Origin of the sequence: Kribbella sp. NBC_00889, assembly GCF_045207705.1 — a bacterium.
Classification (GTDB): Bacteria; Actinomycetota; Actinomycetes; order Propionibacteriales; family Kribbellaceae; genus Kribbella.
Window position 1 is genome coordinate 8078343 of record NZ_CP108783.1, and the last position, 14870, is coordinate 8093212.

Consider the following 14870-nt stretch of genomic DNA (forward strand, 5'->3'; position numbering starts at 1 on the left):
ATGTACGGCGGCTGTATCCGGCTTCGGCAGACTCGCTTGCACACGACGGCACAGGCCGGCGGGTTCGGGGGAATCGGGGGATGGAACCTATGGCCTGGGGGGAGGCAGTTGTGGAGCGCCGGATCGTCCCGCGGGTGGCGAACCCGCGGGACACCGAGGCCGCGCTGAACTGGCAGCTGGAACGGGTGGGATCGACGGCGTGGCAGGACTGGACGCTGAAGTTCCAGCGGATGGCCTTCGGTTATGCGCACGACAGTGGCTGGCAGGATTCGGCCGACGCGGTGCGGTGGCTCGACCACCATGCCCTTCTGCACGAAGGGGCGGCGCCAAGGGGGGCGCTGGTCTGGTACCAGGGGGTTGACCGGATCCGGGTCGCCTGCGCGGTCGGCTCCGGTCAGGTGGTCGGTCCGCTGCCCGCCGGGTCGGTGGAGGTCGCTACGCTCAGCGACCTGAGCACCGACTGGGTATGGTCGGACCCGCACTTCCCGTTCGCCCACTGATTCGCCCACCGAGGAGTACTCCGATCAACCAGCCAGTCACCGTCGAGGGTGACTGGCGCGTCGTGCGGTGCGCCCGCGGCACGGTGGTGACCAGCCGGTCGATCGACCGCAGCCTGGACAGGCCCGTCGTACTTGCTGAGCAGCCGTACGTCCTGCCGCCAGACCTGGCGGCGATCCAGCCCGAGGTCCTCGCGCTGGACCGGTCAGGCCCGGGTGCGCCGTCGTTCAACGGTCTGAACGCCGGCCTCAGCGAAGACCTTGATCCTGCCGGCGGCGAGATCCGCCTGCAGCCGGTCCGGTACTTCGACACGATGGCGTCCACCTACCTCGCCGGAGAGCAGTGGCGGACCGGCACGCCGGCCGGAGTCAGCGCCGACATCACGCACCACCTCTTCACTGCTGACGGCCGGCTGGTCCCACTGAGCAAGAACGACCTCAGCAACCAGATCGGCGTCTCGACAGTCGCCCTCACCTCCGACGGCTGGATGCTCCTGCTCCACCAGGGCATGGGCTCGCGATCTTCACCCGGTCTGGTCGCCCCCAGCGGCTCCGGAAGCCTGGAACCGAAGGACATCATCGGCACGACCCGCCTGTCCGAGGCAGTCTCCACCGGGATGGAACGCGAACTCCGCGAGGAACTGGGCCTCCTCACACCCGCCATGCGCAAGATTCCCATGGAAACCACCGTCCTCGGCTTCGCCCGCTGGCTCGACAAGGGCGGCAAACCCGAGTTCTACGGCACCACCCGAATCAACGCCGCCATGTCCGACCTCGACCTACGCATCCACGAGTCCGAGCTCGACTACGTCGGCCGGCACGAACCCATCTCACCCGCGGACGTCGCGCGCTTGCTGGCGGGGGAGCGGTTCGGAGCACTCGGCCTCGGAGCGCCATCGGTCCCGCTGGAAATGTGCCTCGGGCTGATCGTCAGTCGTTGACGTGGTTGGTGGCGGCGTGCTTCGGGGGTGCTGAGGTCTCGTCGGCGGGCTGGGCGCGGCGGGTGCGGCGCTTGGCCAGGATGTATTCGACGACCATCGGGATCAGCGAGATCAGGACCAGCAGGATCAGTGCCGACTCGAGGTGGTCGTGGATGAACTTGACCCGGCCGAGCGCGTGGCCGAGCAGGGTGATGCCGGTCGCCCAGAGGACCGCGCCGATGCCGGTCCAGAGGAAGAACTTGCGCGGGTCCATCTTGCCGGCGCCCGCCACGATCGTGATGAAGGTCCGCACGATCGGCACGAACCGCGCCAGCACCAGCGCGCGCGGCCCGTACCGCGCGAAGAACTCGTGTGTCTGCTCGATGTACTTCGGTTTCAGGAACCGCGCATTCGGGTTCTTGAACAACGTCGTACCGAGGACGCGGCCGATGTAGTAGCCCGACACGTTCCCGGCGAACGCCGCGACGGTCAGGATCACACAGGCCAGCCACAGCGGTACGTCGATCGTGCCGTGCGCGATGAACAGGCCGACGGCGAACAGCAGTGAGTCACCGGGCAGGATCGGGAACAGCAATCCGCACTCGATGAACACCACCGCGGCCGTGCCCCAGAGGGCCCAGTCACCCAGCCAGTTCAGCAGGTATTCCGGGTCCATCCAGTTCGGCATCAGCATCGCGACGAGAGAAAGCACGCGGACAGGGTAGCGTCCCCAGCTGTGCGGGAGCTGATTGGCGAGGAGAAGAGAGACCTGATCGGAGCCGACCTGGTCGGGCCGAACGAGGTCGGCGTCGGCCCGTGGCAGGGCGAATGGCCCGACGATCCGCGGCTGGACCCGGAGCTGCTCACGTCCGGTGACCGGCGCAATGTGGTCGACAAGTACCGCTATTGGACACTCGACGCGATCGTCGAAGATCTGGACCAGCAGCGGCACCCGTTCCACGTCGCGATCGAGAACTGGCAGCATGACCTGAACATCGGCTCCGTGGTCCGGACGGCGAACGCTTTCCTGGCGGCCGAGGTACACATCGTCGGCAACCGGAAGTGGAACCGCCGTGGCGCGATGGTCACCGACCGCTACCAGCATGTCCGCCACCACCCACGCCTCGAGGACCTGGCGTCGTACGCCGCCGAGCGCGATCTCCCGGTGATCGGGATCGACAACCTGCCCGGCTCGGTCCCGCTGGAGACGTATGACCTGCCCGCCGGATGCGTGCTGCTGTTCGGTCAGGAGGGACCGGGGCTGACCGCCGAAGCGCACGCGATCTGCGCCGACGTGCTGTCGATCGCGCAGTTCGGATCCACCCGGTCGATCAACGCGAGCGCGGCCGCGGCGATCGCCATGCACGCGTGGGTCCGTCGCCACACGTTCGGTCAGGAGGCCTGATGTGGGCTGACCACGTGATCTGGTGGCAGGTCTACCCCCTCGGCTTCGCCGGCGCGGAGAAGACCGCGGGTACGTCGGTCGTGCATCGCCTGCCCCAGTTGGAGAACTGGCTCGACTACGCGGTCGAACTTGGTTGCTCAGGGCTCCTACTAGGCCCGGTGTTCGCCGCGGAGACGCACGGTTACGACACCATCGACCACTTCCGGATCGATCCCCGGCTGGGTGACGAAGCGGACTTCGACGGCTTGGTCGCGGCCGCGCACGACCGTGGTCTGCGGATCGCGCTGGACGGGGTGTTCAACCACGTCGCGCGGTCTTTCAACGGGCCGGACGAGTGGTTCCGGCGTCGCCCGGACGGATCGCTCGACAGTTTCGAGGGCCACGACCACCTTGTCGCGCTGGATCACAGCCGGCCCGAGGTGGCGCAGTACGTCTCCGAGGTGCTCGGTCACTGGCTCGAGCGCGGTGTCGACGGTTGGCGGCTGGATGCGGCGTACGCCGTACCGCCCGAGTTCTGGCAGGCGGCGCTGCCGCGGGACCGATTCCCGGAGGCGTGGTTCTTCGGTGAGGTGATCCACGGCGACTACGCCGGGTACGTCACGAAGAGCGGGCTCGACTCGGTGACGCAGTACGAACTGTGGAAGGCGATCTGGAGCTCGCTGAACGACGGCAACTTCTTCGAGCTCGCCTACGCCCTCGAGCGGCATGATGCGCTGCTGGACGCGTTCGTGCCGCAGACGTTCGTCGGCAATCATGACGTGACGCGGCTCGCGACCCGGCTGGACGACGAGCGGCACCTCGGTCACGCGCTGGCGATCCTGTTCACCGTCGCCGGCGTGCCGAGCGTGTACTACGGCGACGAGCAGGCCTTCCGCGGGCTCAAGGAGGATCGCGAGGGAGGCGACGACGCGATCCGCCCGGAGTTCCCGGCGACGCCCGCAGGGTTGGATCCGTCCGGCTGGCCGACGTACGAGCTGCATCAATGGCTGATCGGCGTACGGCGGCAGCACGCGTGGCTGACGCGGAGCCGGACGAAGGTCGAGCATCTGACCAACGCGGCGATTGCTCTGCGGTCCGGCAGTGGCGACGACTCGGTGCTGCTTCTGCTGAACGTCTCGGACGAGGCCTACGACTTCCCTGTGGAGGCCGGTGATCCGCTGACCGTGGCGGCGCACAGCTGGAGATTGTTGACGGAACGCGTAACCCCCGGCGAGGTTGCCGCGTTGTCCCAGTGACAGAAGTGAGGCTTCTCGACCAAAGTCAGCCCCAACTCGGGCGGGGCGGCACGCATCGCAGGTGTCGTACTGGGTTTGTGACGGGAACAGGGGGTAGTTGATGAGTGCTCTGTGGGACGAACTGATTCATGAGCTCGGGACCGTGCGCGCCCTGAGCGCTGCTGCACGCGAGGCGCGCACGGAAACCTCGCGGGTGGCGCTGATCACCCTCCTCGACGCCGAGGCCGCCGAAATCTCGGCGATTCTCGACCAGATCCTGCGGGAGGCCCAGCCGACCTCAGCGGCCTAGCAACTGCGTGAAGGCTTGCTGCAGGGCGTCGGTGGCGTCGTCGGGAAGCTCGGACGCGCGGAAGGCGATGTGCGCGTCCGGACGGACCAGGAGACAGCCGTGGTCCGGGATCTCCCGCGCCCGCGACCAGTCGCCGTACAGGTCCTCCAGCTCGCGGCCCGGCCCGATCACGTACGGCTCGATCGGTACGCCGAGATGCTCGGACACGGACTGTGCGGCCTTCACCCAGGCCTCGCCGCCGATCCCGGTGAGCAGCGTGAACCGGCCCTTGCCGACCACGTCGAGGGTGCTGACGGTCTCCGAGCCGCGGGTCAGCCAGCAGTGCGGGATCCGGGCGCCCGGCCAGGTCGTCGGGTGGTAGTACAGCTCAGCATCCCGCTCGTACGCCGGCTCCGGCGTACCGTCCGGAATCACGGCGGCCGAGTGGTACCGCTGGCCGAGCTCGACGCCGTGCGCGTTGAACTCGTAGTCCTTGAGCTCGATCGCGGTCCGCAGTTCGTCGCGCTGGGCGGCACCCTCCGGGGTGTCGTCCTTGCGTGACTCGATCGTCCGCCCGGCCGGCGCGTCCGGCGTCATGCCGAGCGCGCGGAAGATCTGGCCGAACTGGGTGCGGCTCTTGTTGGCCCGCTCGACGATCTGTTGCGCGATCGGCGTCCGCTCCGCGTCGTACGTCTCCAGCAGGCTCGGGTCCGCCTGGCCGCGCAGGACCAGCGCCAGCTTCCAGGCCAGGTTGTACGCGTCCTGGATGGACGTGTTCGAGCCGAGTCCGTTGCTCGGCGGATGCCGGTGGATCGCGTCACCCATGCAGAACACCCGGCCGTTCGAGGCCTTCTCGGCGTACATGTGGTTGACGCTCCACACCGACGTACTCTTCAGCTTCACGCCGATCGTGTCGTCACCCACCAGGTTGTGCACGATCTCGGTCGCCATCGCCTCGTCGACCACCGGCGCGGGCTGGGAGATGTCGTAGCCCCAGACGATCAGCCACTCGTTCCACGGCCGGACCATCCGCACCAGGCCGGCGCCGATGCCGCCGATCTGTGCACCCGGCTGGAGCACCCAGTACAGGACGCTCGGGCGGTGCGCGACGTACTTGGACAGGTCGGCCTCGAAGACGATGTTCATCGAACCCTCGATGTCCATCGCGCCCGCCATCGGCAGCCCGATGTCCTGGGCGACCTTGCTGCGCCCGCCGTCCGCGCCGATCAGGTACTTGGCTCGGATCTGGTACGTCTCTCCGCTCAGCCGGTCGCGGACAGTCGCCGTGACTCCGTCATCGTCCTGCTCCAGCGACACGTACTCCGTGTCGAACCGGACTCGCGCACCACGGCCGGCCGCCGTACTCACCAGGATCGGCTCGAACAGCGTCTGCGGCAGGTCGCAGGGGAGGGTCGGGCTCGCCTCGGTGTAGTCGGCCAGCCGGCGCGGGTGCGTGCCCCAGGTGCGAATCCGGCCGATCTCCTCACCGGCCAGGCTGGTGCAGAACGCGGTCTGGCCCATCAGATGGTGCGCCGTGCCCTTGTCGATGATCTGGTCTTCGATGCCCATGTCGCGCATCAACTCGACAGTGCGTTGGTTGGTGATGTGGGCCCGCGGAGTGTTGGCCGTCCAGCCGTAGCGGGTCAGGACGATGGTGTCGATGCCATACGTGGACAGGAACAGCGAAGCGGCGCCACCGGCAGGGCCGGTGCCCACGATGAGAACATCCGTCGTGATCACTGCTGGGCCTCCTCGGTGGTCGCGAGAATCAGGTCGTAGTCGACCGTGTAGAAGGGTTCGTCGAAGGTCCTGCCGTCCGGCGCCGTACCGGCCGGATGCTCGACGAAGTCGGCGATCAGCGAGTCCTTGACGCCGAAGACCGCATCCTTCACGAGGTACTCGTCACCTCTCGCGAACACGTGGGTGATCAGCCGGGCGTAACCAGGTGCGGTCACCATGAAGTGGACGTGCGCCGGTCGCATCGCGCCGCGGCCGCCTGCCCTCAGCAGCCCGCCGACCGGTCCGTCGTCCGGGATCGGATAGGCAACCGGTCGCACCGCCCAGAACGAATAGTTGCCCTCAGCATCGGTCGTTTGGTGGCCGCGGTTCTGCGGACCGTCGGTGTCCTTCTGAACGTCGTAGAAGCCGTCCTCGTCGGCCTGCCAGGTCTCCACCAGCGCCCCCGCGATCGGCTCGCCCTTGGTGCTCAGGACCCGGCCGCTCACCAGGCACGGATGTCCGGGAGCGCCGTTCGAGATGTCCCCGCCGAGTTCGACCGCGGGCGAGCCCTCGACGAAGAACGGCCCGAAAACAGTGGACTCGGTGGCACCCGTGGACTTCGGATTGCCGAGGCCGACAGTGAGCATCGAGAGCCCGAGTACGTCGGCCAGCAGGACGAACTCCTGTCTGGTGCCCGTCGAGATCTGCCCGGTCCGGGTCAGGAAGTCGATCGCGGTGAAGTACTCCGCCTCGGTCAGCTTCACCTCCCGTGCGAACTCGTGCAGGTGCCGCACCAGCGCGCTCATCACCGCCTTGGTCCGCGGGTCCGGGCTGCCGTCGAAGCTGGCCACCACCGCATCGGTCAGGTCGCCGCCTTGCAGATCCATCCGGTTGCTCCTCACGCCTCGATCACCATCGCGAGCCCTTGGCCGACGCCGATGCACAACGTCGCCAGGCCGAAGCCACCGCCGCGCCGCTTCAGTTCGTGCGCGAGAGTGGTCAGAATGCGGGTTCCCGAACTGCCCAGGGGATGCCCGAGCGCGATCGCCCCGCCGTTCACATTCACCTTGTCCCGGTCCAGGCCGGGCCATTGCTGCAGGCAAGCAAGACTCTGCGCCGCGTACGCCTCGTTGAGCTCGACCAGGGTCAGATCGTCCCAGCCGATGCCTGCCTTCTTCAGCGCCTTGTTCGACGCCTCGACCGGTCCGATCCCGAAGTACTGCGGATCCACCGCGTGCACTGCCCTGCTGACGATCCGCGCCATCGGGGCCAGGCCCAGCCGGCCGGCGGTTTCCTCGTCGGCGATCAGTACGGCGGATGCGCCGTCGTTCAACGTGGATGCGTTGCCGGCGGTCACTGTCCCCGTGCCGTCGGTGCGGAAGGCCGGCTTGAGTTTGGCCATCACCTCGGGGGTGCCGCCGTCGCGGATCGACTCGTCGCGGGTGAGCGGCTGCCCCTTGATCGCGAGGTGCTCCCACGGCACGATCTCCGCGTCGAAGGCGCCCACCGCCCACGCCTTCGCGGCCTTCTCGTGGCTCTCCAGTGCGAACAGGTCCTGCGCGTCGCGGGTGACGCCGTACTTCTCGGCCAGTCGCTCCGTCGCTTCGCCGAGCGAGATCGTCCAGTCCTTCGGCATCTTCGGGTTGACCAGCCGCCAGCCGAGGGAGGTCGACTCGGCGGTCATGCTGCCGTGCGGATAGGCGCGTTCAGGCTTCGGGAGTACCCAGGGCGCGCGGCTCATCGACTCCACGCCACCGGCGATGACCAGGCTGGCGTCGTTCGTCTCGACCGCCCGGGCCGCCTGGATCGCGGCTTCGAGTCCGGATCCGCAGAGGCGGTTGACCGTCGTACCGGGGACGCTGGTGGGGAAGCCGGCCAGGAGTGCGGCCATTCGGGCGACGTCGCGGTTCTCCTCGCCGGCGCCGTTGGCGTTGCCGAGGAAGACGTCGTCCAGCTCGGCCGGGTCGATGCCGGTGCGGCCGGCGAGTTCTTGGAGGGTCGCCGCGGCGAGGTCGTCGGGACGGGCTGCCGCGAGCGCGCCACCGAGTTTGCCGACGGGGGTGCGGACCGCGTCCAGCAGGAAGGCGGATCTCATCGGGTCGCTCCTTCGGGCCGGGTACCGGCCCATGCGCGGGTGAGGATGTCGTGCAGGAGCTCGGGCGGAGCTCCCTGGAACGTGCGCGCGGCTTCCTCCGCCTGGTCCTCGGTCAGGCCGAGGTCCTTCAGGTTGGTGGAGATGCCGGCGTCGGTGAACAGGTCGTACAGCCCGGTCGCCAGGTCGTCGGTCCCGAGCGCCGCCTCGAGCCGTTCCTTGGCCTGCGGTACTTCTGTCGCCTTGACGCGGGTCACCTGCGGCAGAACCGCGGCATGGGTCTCGGCGTGCGGGAGGTTGTAGGTGCCGCCGAGGAGATGGCACAGCTTGTGGTGCAGCCCGGTGCCGGCTGTCGCCAGTGCGGAGCCTCCGAGGCAGGCGCCGTACAGAAGGTTGCTCCGGGCATCGATGTCGGTGGGATCCTGGCCGATCGCTCTGAGTCCTGCTGCGAGGGCTCGTGCTCCTTCGACGGCTGTTGTCTCGGTAATCGGGTCGGCCTTGGGTGTCCACACCGCCTCGACGCAATGTGCGATGGCGTTGGCCACGCTGGCAGCCGTCACCTTCAACGGCAGATGCTGACTGAGCACCGCGTCGTAAACCACAACCTTCGGCAACACCTTCAGGTCGGTGCCGGTGGTCTTGCTGCCGCCGGACGTCTCGCCCCAGACCGGGGTCATCTCGGATCCGGCGTACGTCGTAGGAACGGCCACGATGGGGAGCTCTCCGGTCAGCGCAACCGCCTTCGCCAGGCCGATCGCCGAGCCACCGCCGATCGCGACCAACCCGTCGGCGTCGATCTCCCGCGCCTTCGCTCGCGCGTTCTCCGCAACCTCGGTCGGCACGTGCTGCGTCACCCCGTCGATCCGGCCCGCGAACCGATCCTTCAGCTCGACCTCGACCACGTCAGCCGCGTCCCGCGCCGAATTCGTCGCCACCACCAGGGCTCGCCGTACCCCGAGCAACTCGACCTCGGCCGCCACCTGATCGAGCGACCCCGCCCCGAACACCACCCGCCCGGGAAAGAACGTGTGCACGAAGTCGCTCGTCATCCACGACCACCTCGTCCGCCACAGTCACCGTTCGGCCTTGCGACGTACACCGCCTCAGGCATCGGCGGCCTCCCGATCGCGGAGACGGCGCAGTGCTGTCAGCTCCACCTCGGACGGCGGCGCGACAGACTTGATGCTGTCGGCAACCTTCAGCGGCCAGCCGGTTGCTTCACGCGCCTGCTCGACGGTCACCCCGGGGTGCAGACGGGTCAGCGTCAGCTCGTTGGTGTCCGGGTCGGGCTCGAGTACGCCGTGGTCGGTGATGACGAGGGTCGGACCGGCGCCGGGAGCCTGGCGTTCGCGGCCGGTCGGGCCGTACCCGACCGAGGTCACGAAGTCGACCTGCTCGACGAACGTTCGCGCCGACTGCCTGACGATCACGATCACTCGCCCGGCCGCCGCCGCGATCTCCGGCGCACCGCCCGCACCCGGCAGCCGGGTCTTGGGGTCGCTGTGCTCGCCGATGACGGTCGTGTTGATGTTCCCGAACCGGTCGATCTGCGCCGCGCCGAGGAACCCGACGTCGATCCGTCCGGCCCCGACCCAGTAGTTGAACATCTCCGGCACCGACACCACCGCGGTCGCCGTCGCGGCCAGATCGTCGTCCCCGATCGACAACGGCAGCCGGCGCGGTTTCGCGTCGATCGCCCCGGATTCGTAGACGAGCCGGCAGTTCGGTGCATGCGTCCGCCGCGCCAGGTTCGCGGCCAGATTCGGCGGCCCGACGCCGACCAGGCACACATCCCCGTCCCGTAGTTCCCGGGCCGCCGCCACATTCATCATGTCCGCGGAGTTCCATTCAGCCGTCTGCGCCAAGGTGTCCTGCTCACGCATGCGCGGTCACCTCTTCCTGGGCCGCCGGCAGGCCGTTCTCCTCAGCCCACTGCAGGAACGCTGCACGATCCCGCGACACCGCATCCCACCGCTGGTAAAAGTCGTTGTCGCGCCCGGAGTACCCGGCGGCGTACGACGGCCAGGCCCCACCCGGTACGACGCTCACCGCGGACAGCACCCAGTTCGGCAGGATCACTGCGCCGGTGTGCTCGGGGAACTCGTCGACCACCTCTTCGACCGTCACGATCGCCCGCTCGGCCGCGAGCACCGCCTCGCGCTGCACCCCGGTGATGCCCCAGAGCATGACGTTCCCGTCCCGGTCCGCCAGCTGCGCGTGGATCACCGTGACATCGGGGTTGACCGCCTTCACCGCGGCCAGTTCCTCCCCGGTGAACGGACAGGTGACCCGGCTGATGATGTCCCGCTGCTCCTCGAGATCCGTGCCGCGGTATCCCCGCAGTACGGCGAACGGCAGCCGCGCGGCACCGGCGACGTACGCGTTGGCCAGGCCGGCGTGGCTGTGTTCGTGGACGACGAGCCGATGCGGCCAGTGCTTCTCGACCGCGTCGCGGAGCCGGTGCAGTGAACCGACACCCGGGTTTCCGCCGTACGAGAAGACCAGCTCGTCCGCGACGCCCAGCCCGATCAGCTGGTCGTACACGAGGTCGGGCGTCATCCGGACCAGGGTCAGGTGGCGCCGGCCCTGTCGGGCGATCTCGTGCGCGGCCGCGAAGGGGATGAGGTGGGTGAAGCCTTCGAGCGCCACGGTGTCGCCGTCGTGGACGTGCGCCGCGATCGCTTCGCTGAGAGGAACTGGACTTGGCATGCGGGCTCCGCTAGGATTTCGCTGAGCGAAAAGTTTTTCTTTCAACGAAAAGTAGGCTAGCCGATGGCTGCTGAGACGTCTACCGGGACCTTCCTGCAGGGGCTCGAGCGTGGGCTTGCGGTGATCCGTGCGTTCTCGGCGGATGCGCCGTCGCTGACGCTCAGCGAGGTGGCGCGCGACGTCGGCATTACGCCGGCGACGGCGCGGCGGATCCTGCTCACGCTCGGCGAACTCGGGTACGTCCGCAGCGACGGCCGGCGCTTCTCGCTGACCCCGCGTGTGCTCGCTCTCGGCTGGGCGTACCTGTCGTCGCTCGATCTCGGCGAGCTTGCGGGACCGTTCATGGAGGAGCTCAGCGCGAAGACCCGCGAGTCCTGCTCGATCGCGACGCTCGACCTACCGGACATCGTGTACGTCGCCCGCGTCCCGACCAGCCGGATCATGACCGTCGCACTCGGAGTCGGCGCGCGGCTACCGGCGTACCCGACCTCGATGGGTCGTGTCTTGCTGGCCGGCCTACCGGAGGAGGAGCTGACGACCTACCTGTCGACGCTGGACGCCGAGTCGCTCACCCCCCGGACGGTGACGTCGGCGGACAAACTCCGCGACAGCATCAACCGCGCCCGCGTCGACGAGTACGCCCTCGTCGATCAGGAGCTCGAGCTCGGCCTGCGCTCGATCGCCGCCCCCATCCGCAACGCCCGCGGCCGAACCATCGCCGCCCTCAACGTCTCAGCCCACGCCTCCCGCTCCACCCCAGCCACCCTCCGCACCGACGTCCTCCCCCACCTCCAGGCAGCCGCCGCCCAAATCACCACAGCCCTAACCCACCGCGGCCACCTCTAACCCACCCCGCCGCCCCGCCGCTCCGCCCCGCAGCCCCGCTCCGCCCCGCCGCCCCGCCCCGCCTCGCCGACCCGGCGCCGTGGTCGCCCGCCGCAACCCGCCCGCCCCGAGCCCCGTCCGCCCCGAGCCCGCCCGCGCCCGGGCGCCGGCGGAATCCTCGACTTTGTGCGCCGTGTGCGTACCGGATGGCCGCTCAGATGGGGATCTGGTGCACAAGGTCGACACGAACGCGGTCCCGGCCCGGCCCGCCAGTGAACGGGGGCCTGGGAAGCGCGGGGGTAGTGGGTCGACACGAACGCGGTCCCGGCCTGCCCCGCCAGCGAAGGGGGCTGGGAAGCGCGGGAGAGGTGGGCGGGAGCGGGATCCAGGGCGCAACCACCCGGCACCCGGGCGCGACGACCAGGGGGCTCGGACAGGAAGTGGGGGCCTCGGACAAGTCACGACATGTCCGCGGTCGCCGGTTCCTGTCCGCGGCCACCGCCCCCGGTCCGCGGTCGCCGGTTCCTGTTCGCGGTCGCCGCCCCCGGTCCGTGGTCACGCCCCCGGTCCGCGGTCACACCCGCGGTCCGTGGCGGCTGCTCAGCCCTTGAGGTCGGCGAGGATCTGGAGGTAGTGCGGGTTGTTCATGATGCCGATGATGTTGCCGAACGGGTCGACCACGGACGCCGTGCGGAAGCCGGTGTTGTTGCCTCGCTCAACGATTCCTTCGAGCAGGGTCGCCCCGTACGCCAGCAGGTGTTCGAGCTCGCCCTCGAGGTCGTCGACGTGCCAGTGAACGACCGCACCGGCGGGGCCGTGGCTGACGTCGTGCCGTGCGTACTTCGCGTCGATGATCCCCAGCTCGCACTGGAAGTCCCCGAACCGGAACTCGACGTACGCCGGCTCCTCCGCCGACGGCACCGCGTAGTACGCCTCGATCCCCAGCAGCTTCGAGTACCACTCCCGCGCCGCCTTCACGTCGTCGGCGTAGAAACTCACGGTCGCAAACCCTCGCATCATCGTCCTGCCCCTTCCTCGGTTGCTCTTGACCACAACCCTCTCAGCCAAACTGCTCACCAAATGAGCACTTTTCCAGGAGATCGTCGAAGGAGGTCGCCGAGGAGCTGCGGGGCCGAGGAGCTGCGGGCCGACGTGGGTCAGTCGGTTTGGGTGACTTTGCGGAGGCCTCGCGGGGCGTCGGGGTTCAGGCCCAGCTTGCGGGCCAGGGACTCGATGGCTCGTTGGGCTGGGATGACCAGGGCCAGGGGAGCCAGGGTTTCGGGGAGGTCGGGGCCCGGCAGGTTGACGTCGCAGCGGGCGGCGAAGGTGGGGTCGCCGCCGATGCCGAGGATCTTGCTGCCCTTCTCGCGAACGATGCCGGCCAGCTCGATCATGCCCGGGAGCGCCGGGCCCTCGGCGGCCGCGACCAGGATGGTGACCAGGTCGGCGTCGACGACCGCGATCGGGCCGTGCTTCAGGTCGGCGTACGAGAGGCCGCGGACCGGCTGGAGGCAGGTCTCTTCCAGCTTGAGGGCGACCTCGAGCGTCGTACCGAACGTGAGCCCACGCCCGCTGGCAAGTACGTCGTGCGCGCCGGCGAGCAGATCCGCAGCGGCCTCGACGGAGTTCTCCAGCATCTTCGTCGCGGCGTCCGGGACCCGGGCGATATCCGCGTCCAGCGTCCCCGGCCTCTGCGCGAGCGCATCGACGGCGACCGTGATCGCCGCGAGCTGTGTGGTGTAGGTCTTCGTGGCCGGCACCGCGAGCTCTTTGCCGGCCTGGGTGATCAGGGCGACGTCGGCGGTCGAGGCCAGCGGGCTGTCGCCGTCGTTCGTGATGCCGACGATCGCCGCGCCGTTGCGCTTGGCCCACTCGGCGGTGTCGACGATCTCCTGGGTCGCACCGGACTGGCTGACCGCGACCACCAGCGAGTTCGACAGGTCGAGGTTGGCGCCGTACAGCGTCGCCACCGACGGCGCGGCGAGTGATGCCTGCCGGCCGGCGTGGATCTCGGTCAGGTAGCGGCCGTACACGCCTGCGTTGTCCGACGATCCGCGAGCCACGAAGATCACGTGCCGGCGCCCCGCGGCCAGCCGGGTGATGTCGTGCCGCAGCGGCAGCACGTGCTCGAACGTCGCGGCCAGGGCGGCCGGCTGCTCGGCGATCTCGCGCGCCATCTGGGTTTCCTGAGCGGGGACAGACACCACTGCGATCACTGGTCCTATCTGGTCTTAACAGGTATGCTGCGCACGATAGCAGTGAGCGGCGCCCCGGGGCACCCCCGAGGCTCGCCCAGGTCTGGAGGATCGAGAAGCGATGGTGGCGACCAAGCGGGCCCAGGTCCGATCGGTACTGGAGCGGCTGATCGACGTCGAGCTGCATCCAGGAGATCCGATCCCCTCCGAACGCGCCCTGGTGGACAAACTGAACGTCTCCCGGGTGACCGTCCGGCAGGCGATCAGCGACCTGGTCGAGTCCGGCGCGCTGGAACGCGTGCACGGCAAGGGCACCTTCGTCACCGGGCCGCAGGTCGACTCCCAACTGCACCTCACCTCGTTCTCCCGGGAGATGCGGGCCCGTGGCCTGGAGCCCGGCACGGTGGTGCTGTCGGCCACCGAGATCGAGGCATCGGACGAGACTGCGAAGGGTCTCCGGGTCGCCAAGGGCACCAAGGTGATCCGGGTCGAACGGCTGCGCACCGCCGACGCCTCGCCGATGGCCTACGAGGTCGGCTACTACCCGTCCGCGCTCTTCCCGGGCCTGCTCGGCCGTGAGCTCGGCACCCTGTACGACGTGTTCGCCAGCGAGTACGACGTCGTCGTCACCTCCGGTGAGCAGACCGTCCGGGCGGACAACGCCGACGGTCACGTCGCCCGGGTCCTCGGTGTGGCCAGGCGGGCACCCCTGCTGGTCCTCGAGCGAACCACCTTCGCCGGCCGCAAGGTCGTCGAGCTGTCCTGGTCGGCCTACCGGGCCGATCGCTACCGGCTGCACATGGCTCTGACCCCGCGGGGCCCGCGATCCGGGTCGGCCTGAGTGGCCGCGGCCGGACTCCGGACGGACATCCGGCCGCAACGAACTGGATCTGTCCTGTTCATCAACTGGTCTACATCCCTGCCGATCGCTCCCCGGCCGCCCGGCCGGTCCGGCAGGCGGGCCGCCGGATACCACGAGGTACCGGGCGGCAATACTGGAGCTCG

At 69.0% G+C, this 14870-nt stretch carries 16 protein-coding genes; 7 read left to right on the forward strand and 9 right to left on the reverse strand.

Annotated elements, in window-relative coordinates; genetic code table 11:
• The first annotated feature begins 89 nt into the window (after window positions 1–89).
• The gene (locus OG817_RS39725; RefSeq protein WP_406050114.1) at window positions 90–500 is read left to right on the forward strand and encodes a hypothetical protein; all 411 of its coding nucleotides are present in this window, start codon (window positions 90–92) and stop codon (window positions 498–500) included.
• A gap of 62 nt (window positions 501–562) precedes the next feature.
• A complete protein-coding gene (locus tag OG817_RS39730) occupies window positions 563–1438 on the forward strand; it encodes a hypothetical protein (RefSeq protein WP_406050115.1) in 876 nt (291 codons plus the stop codon).
• Here OG817_RS39730 and OG817_RS39735 read toward each other — a convergent pair.
• A complete protein-coding gene (locus OG817_RS39735; protein WP_406050116.1) occupies window positions 1428–2129 on the reverse strand; it encodes a DedA family protein in 702 nt (233 codons plus the stop codon). The two genes, OG817_RS39730 and OG817_RS39735, sit on opposite strands and share 11 nt — an antisense overlap.
• A 33-nt stretch (window positions 2130–2162) precedes the next feature.
• Here OG817_RS39735 and OG817_RS39740 point away from each other — a divergent pair, with 33 nt between their 5' ends.
• The 3 genes from OG817_RS39740 to OG817_RS39750 all read left to right on the forward strand — a co-directional run bounded on the left by OG817_RS39740 (window position 2163) and on the right by OG817_RS39750 (window position 4346).
• Complete coding sequence (locus OG817_RS39740; RefSeq protein ID WP_406057619.1) at window positions 2163–2822, forward strand: TrmH family RNA methyltransferase; 660 nt, start codon at window positions 2163–2165, stop codon at window positions 2820–2822.
• Window positions 2822–4057 carry an alpha-amylase family protein gene (locus OG817_RS39745; protein ID WP_406050117.1) on the forward strand — a complete coding sequence of 412 codons (1236 nt, stop codon included), beginning with the start codon at window positions 2822–2824 and terminating at the stop codon, window positions 4055–4057. Before OG817_RS39740 ends, OG817_RS39745 begins: the two co-directional genes overlap by 1 nt.
• Before the next feature lie 100 nt (window positions 4058–4157).
• Window positions 4158–4346: a hypothetical protein gene (locus OG817_RS39750; RefSeq protein ID WP_406050118.1), complete on the forward strand. Its 189-nt coding sequence runs from the start codon at window positions 4158–4160 to the stop codon at window positions 4344–4346.
• On the opposite strand, the gene OG817_RS39755 is transcribed toward OG817_RS39750, so the two are convergent.
• The 6 genes from OG817_RS39755 to OG817_RS39780 are packed head-to-tail and all read right to left on the reverse strand — an operon-like array spanning window position 4335 to window position 10845.
• Window positions 4335–6065 (reverse strand): FAD-dependent oxidoreductase, encoded by a 1731-nt coding sequence (locus OG817_RS39755; RefSeq protein ID WP_406050119.1) that lies wholly within the window; start codon window positions 6063–6065, stop codon window positions 4335–4337. The genes OG817_RS39750 and OG817_RS39755 overlap by 12 nt on opposite strands.
• Entirely contained in the window at window positions 6062–6931 is an 870-nt protein-coding gene (locus OG817_RS39760) for a dioxygenase (RefSeq protein ID WP_406050120.1), read from the reverse strand. Before OG817_RS39760 ends, OG817_RS39755 begins: the two co-directional genes overlap by 4 nt.
• An 11-nt stretch (window positions 6932–6942) precedes the next feature.
• Window positions 6943–8139, reverse strand: a complete 1197-nt coding sequence (locus OG817_RS39765; protein WP_406050121.1) for a thiolase family protein — start codon at window positions 8137–8139, stop codon at window positions 6943–6945.
• Window positions 8136–9185, reverse strand: a complete 1050-nt coding sequence (locus OG817_RS39770) for a maleylacetate reductase (RefSeq protein ID WP_406050123.1) — start codon at window positions 9183–9185, stop codon at window positions 8136–8138. The genes OG817_RS39765 and OG817_RS39770 overlap by 4 nt, the downstream gene beginning before the upstream one ends.
• Before the next feature lie 54 nt (window positions 9186–9239).
• The gene (locus tag OG817_RS39775) at window positions 9240–10019 is read right to left on the reverse strand and encodes a CoA-transferase subunit beta (RefSeq protein ID WP_406050125.1); all 780 of its coding nucleotides are present in this window, start codon (window positions 10017–10019) and stop codon (window positions 9240–9242) included.
• Window positions 10012–10845 (reverse strand): CoA transferase subunit A, encoded by an 834-nt coding sequence (locus OG817_RS39780; protein ID WP_406050127.1) that lies wholly within the window; start codon window positions 10843–10845, stop codon window positions 10012–10014. The genes OG817_RS39775 and OG817_RS39780 overlap by 8 nt, the downstream gene beginning before the upstream one ends.
• A 63-nt stretch (window positions 10846–10908) precedes the next feature.
• Between OG817_RS39780 and OG817_RS39785 the strand changes: the two genes are divergently transcribed.
• The gene (locus OG817_RS39785; RefSeq protein WP_406050128.1) at window positions 10909–11691 is read left to right on the forward strand and encodes an IclR family transcriptional regulator C-terminal domain-containing protein; all 783 of its coding nucleotides are present in this window, start codon (window positions 10909–10911) and stop codon (window positions 11689–11691) included.
• Between the two features lie 579 nt (window positions 11692–12270).
• On the opposite strand, the gene OG817_RS39790 is transcribed toward OG817_RS39785, so the two are convergent.
• Window positions 12271–12669: a VOC family protein gene (locus OG817_RS39790; RefSeq protein ID WP_406050129.1), complete on the reverse strand. Its 399-nt coding sequence runs from the start codon at window positions 12667–12669 to the stop codon at window positions 12271–12273.
• Between the two features lie 158 nt (window positions 12670–12827).
• Window positions 12828–13847 (reverse strand): SIS domain-containing protein, encoded by a 1020-nt coding sequence (locus OG817_RS39795; RefSeq protein WP_406050130.1) that lies wholly within the window; start codon window positions 13845–13847, stop codon window positions 12828–12830.
• 139 nt (window positions 13848–13986) lie between these two features.
• On the opposite strand from OG817_RS39795, the gene OG817_RS39800 reads away from it, so the two are divergent.
• Window positions 13987–14706, forward strand: a complete 720-nt coding sequence (locus OG817_RS39800; RefSeq protein ID WP_132156117.1) for a GntR family transcriptional regulator — start codon at window positions 13987–13989, stop codon at window positions 14704–14706.
• Window positions 14707–14870: the final 164 nt, after the last annotated feature.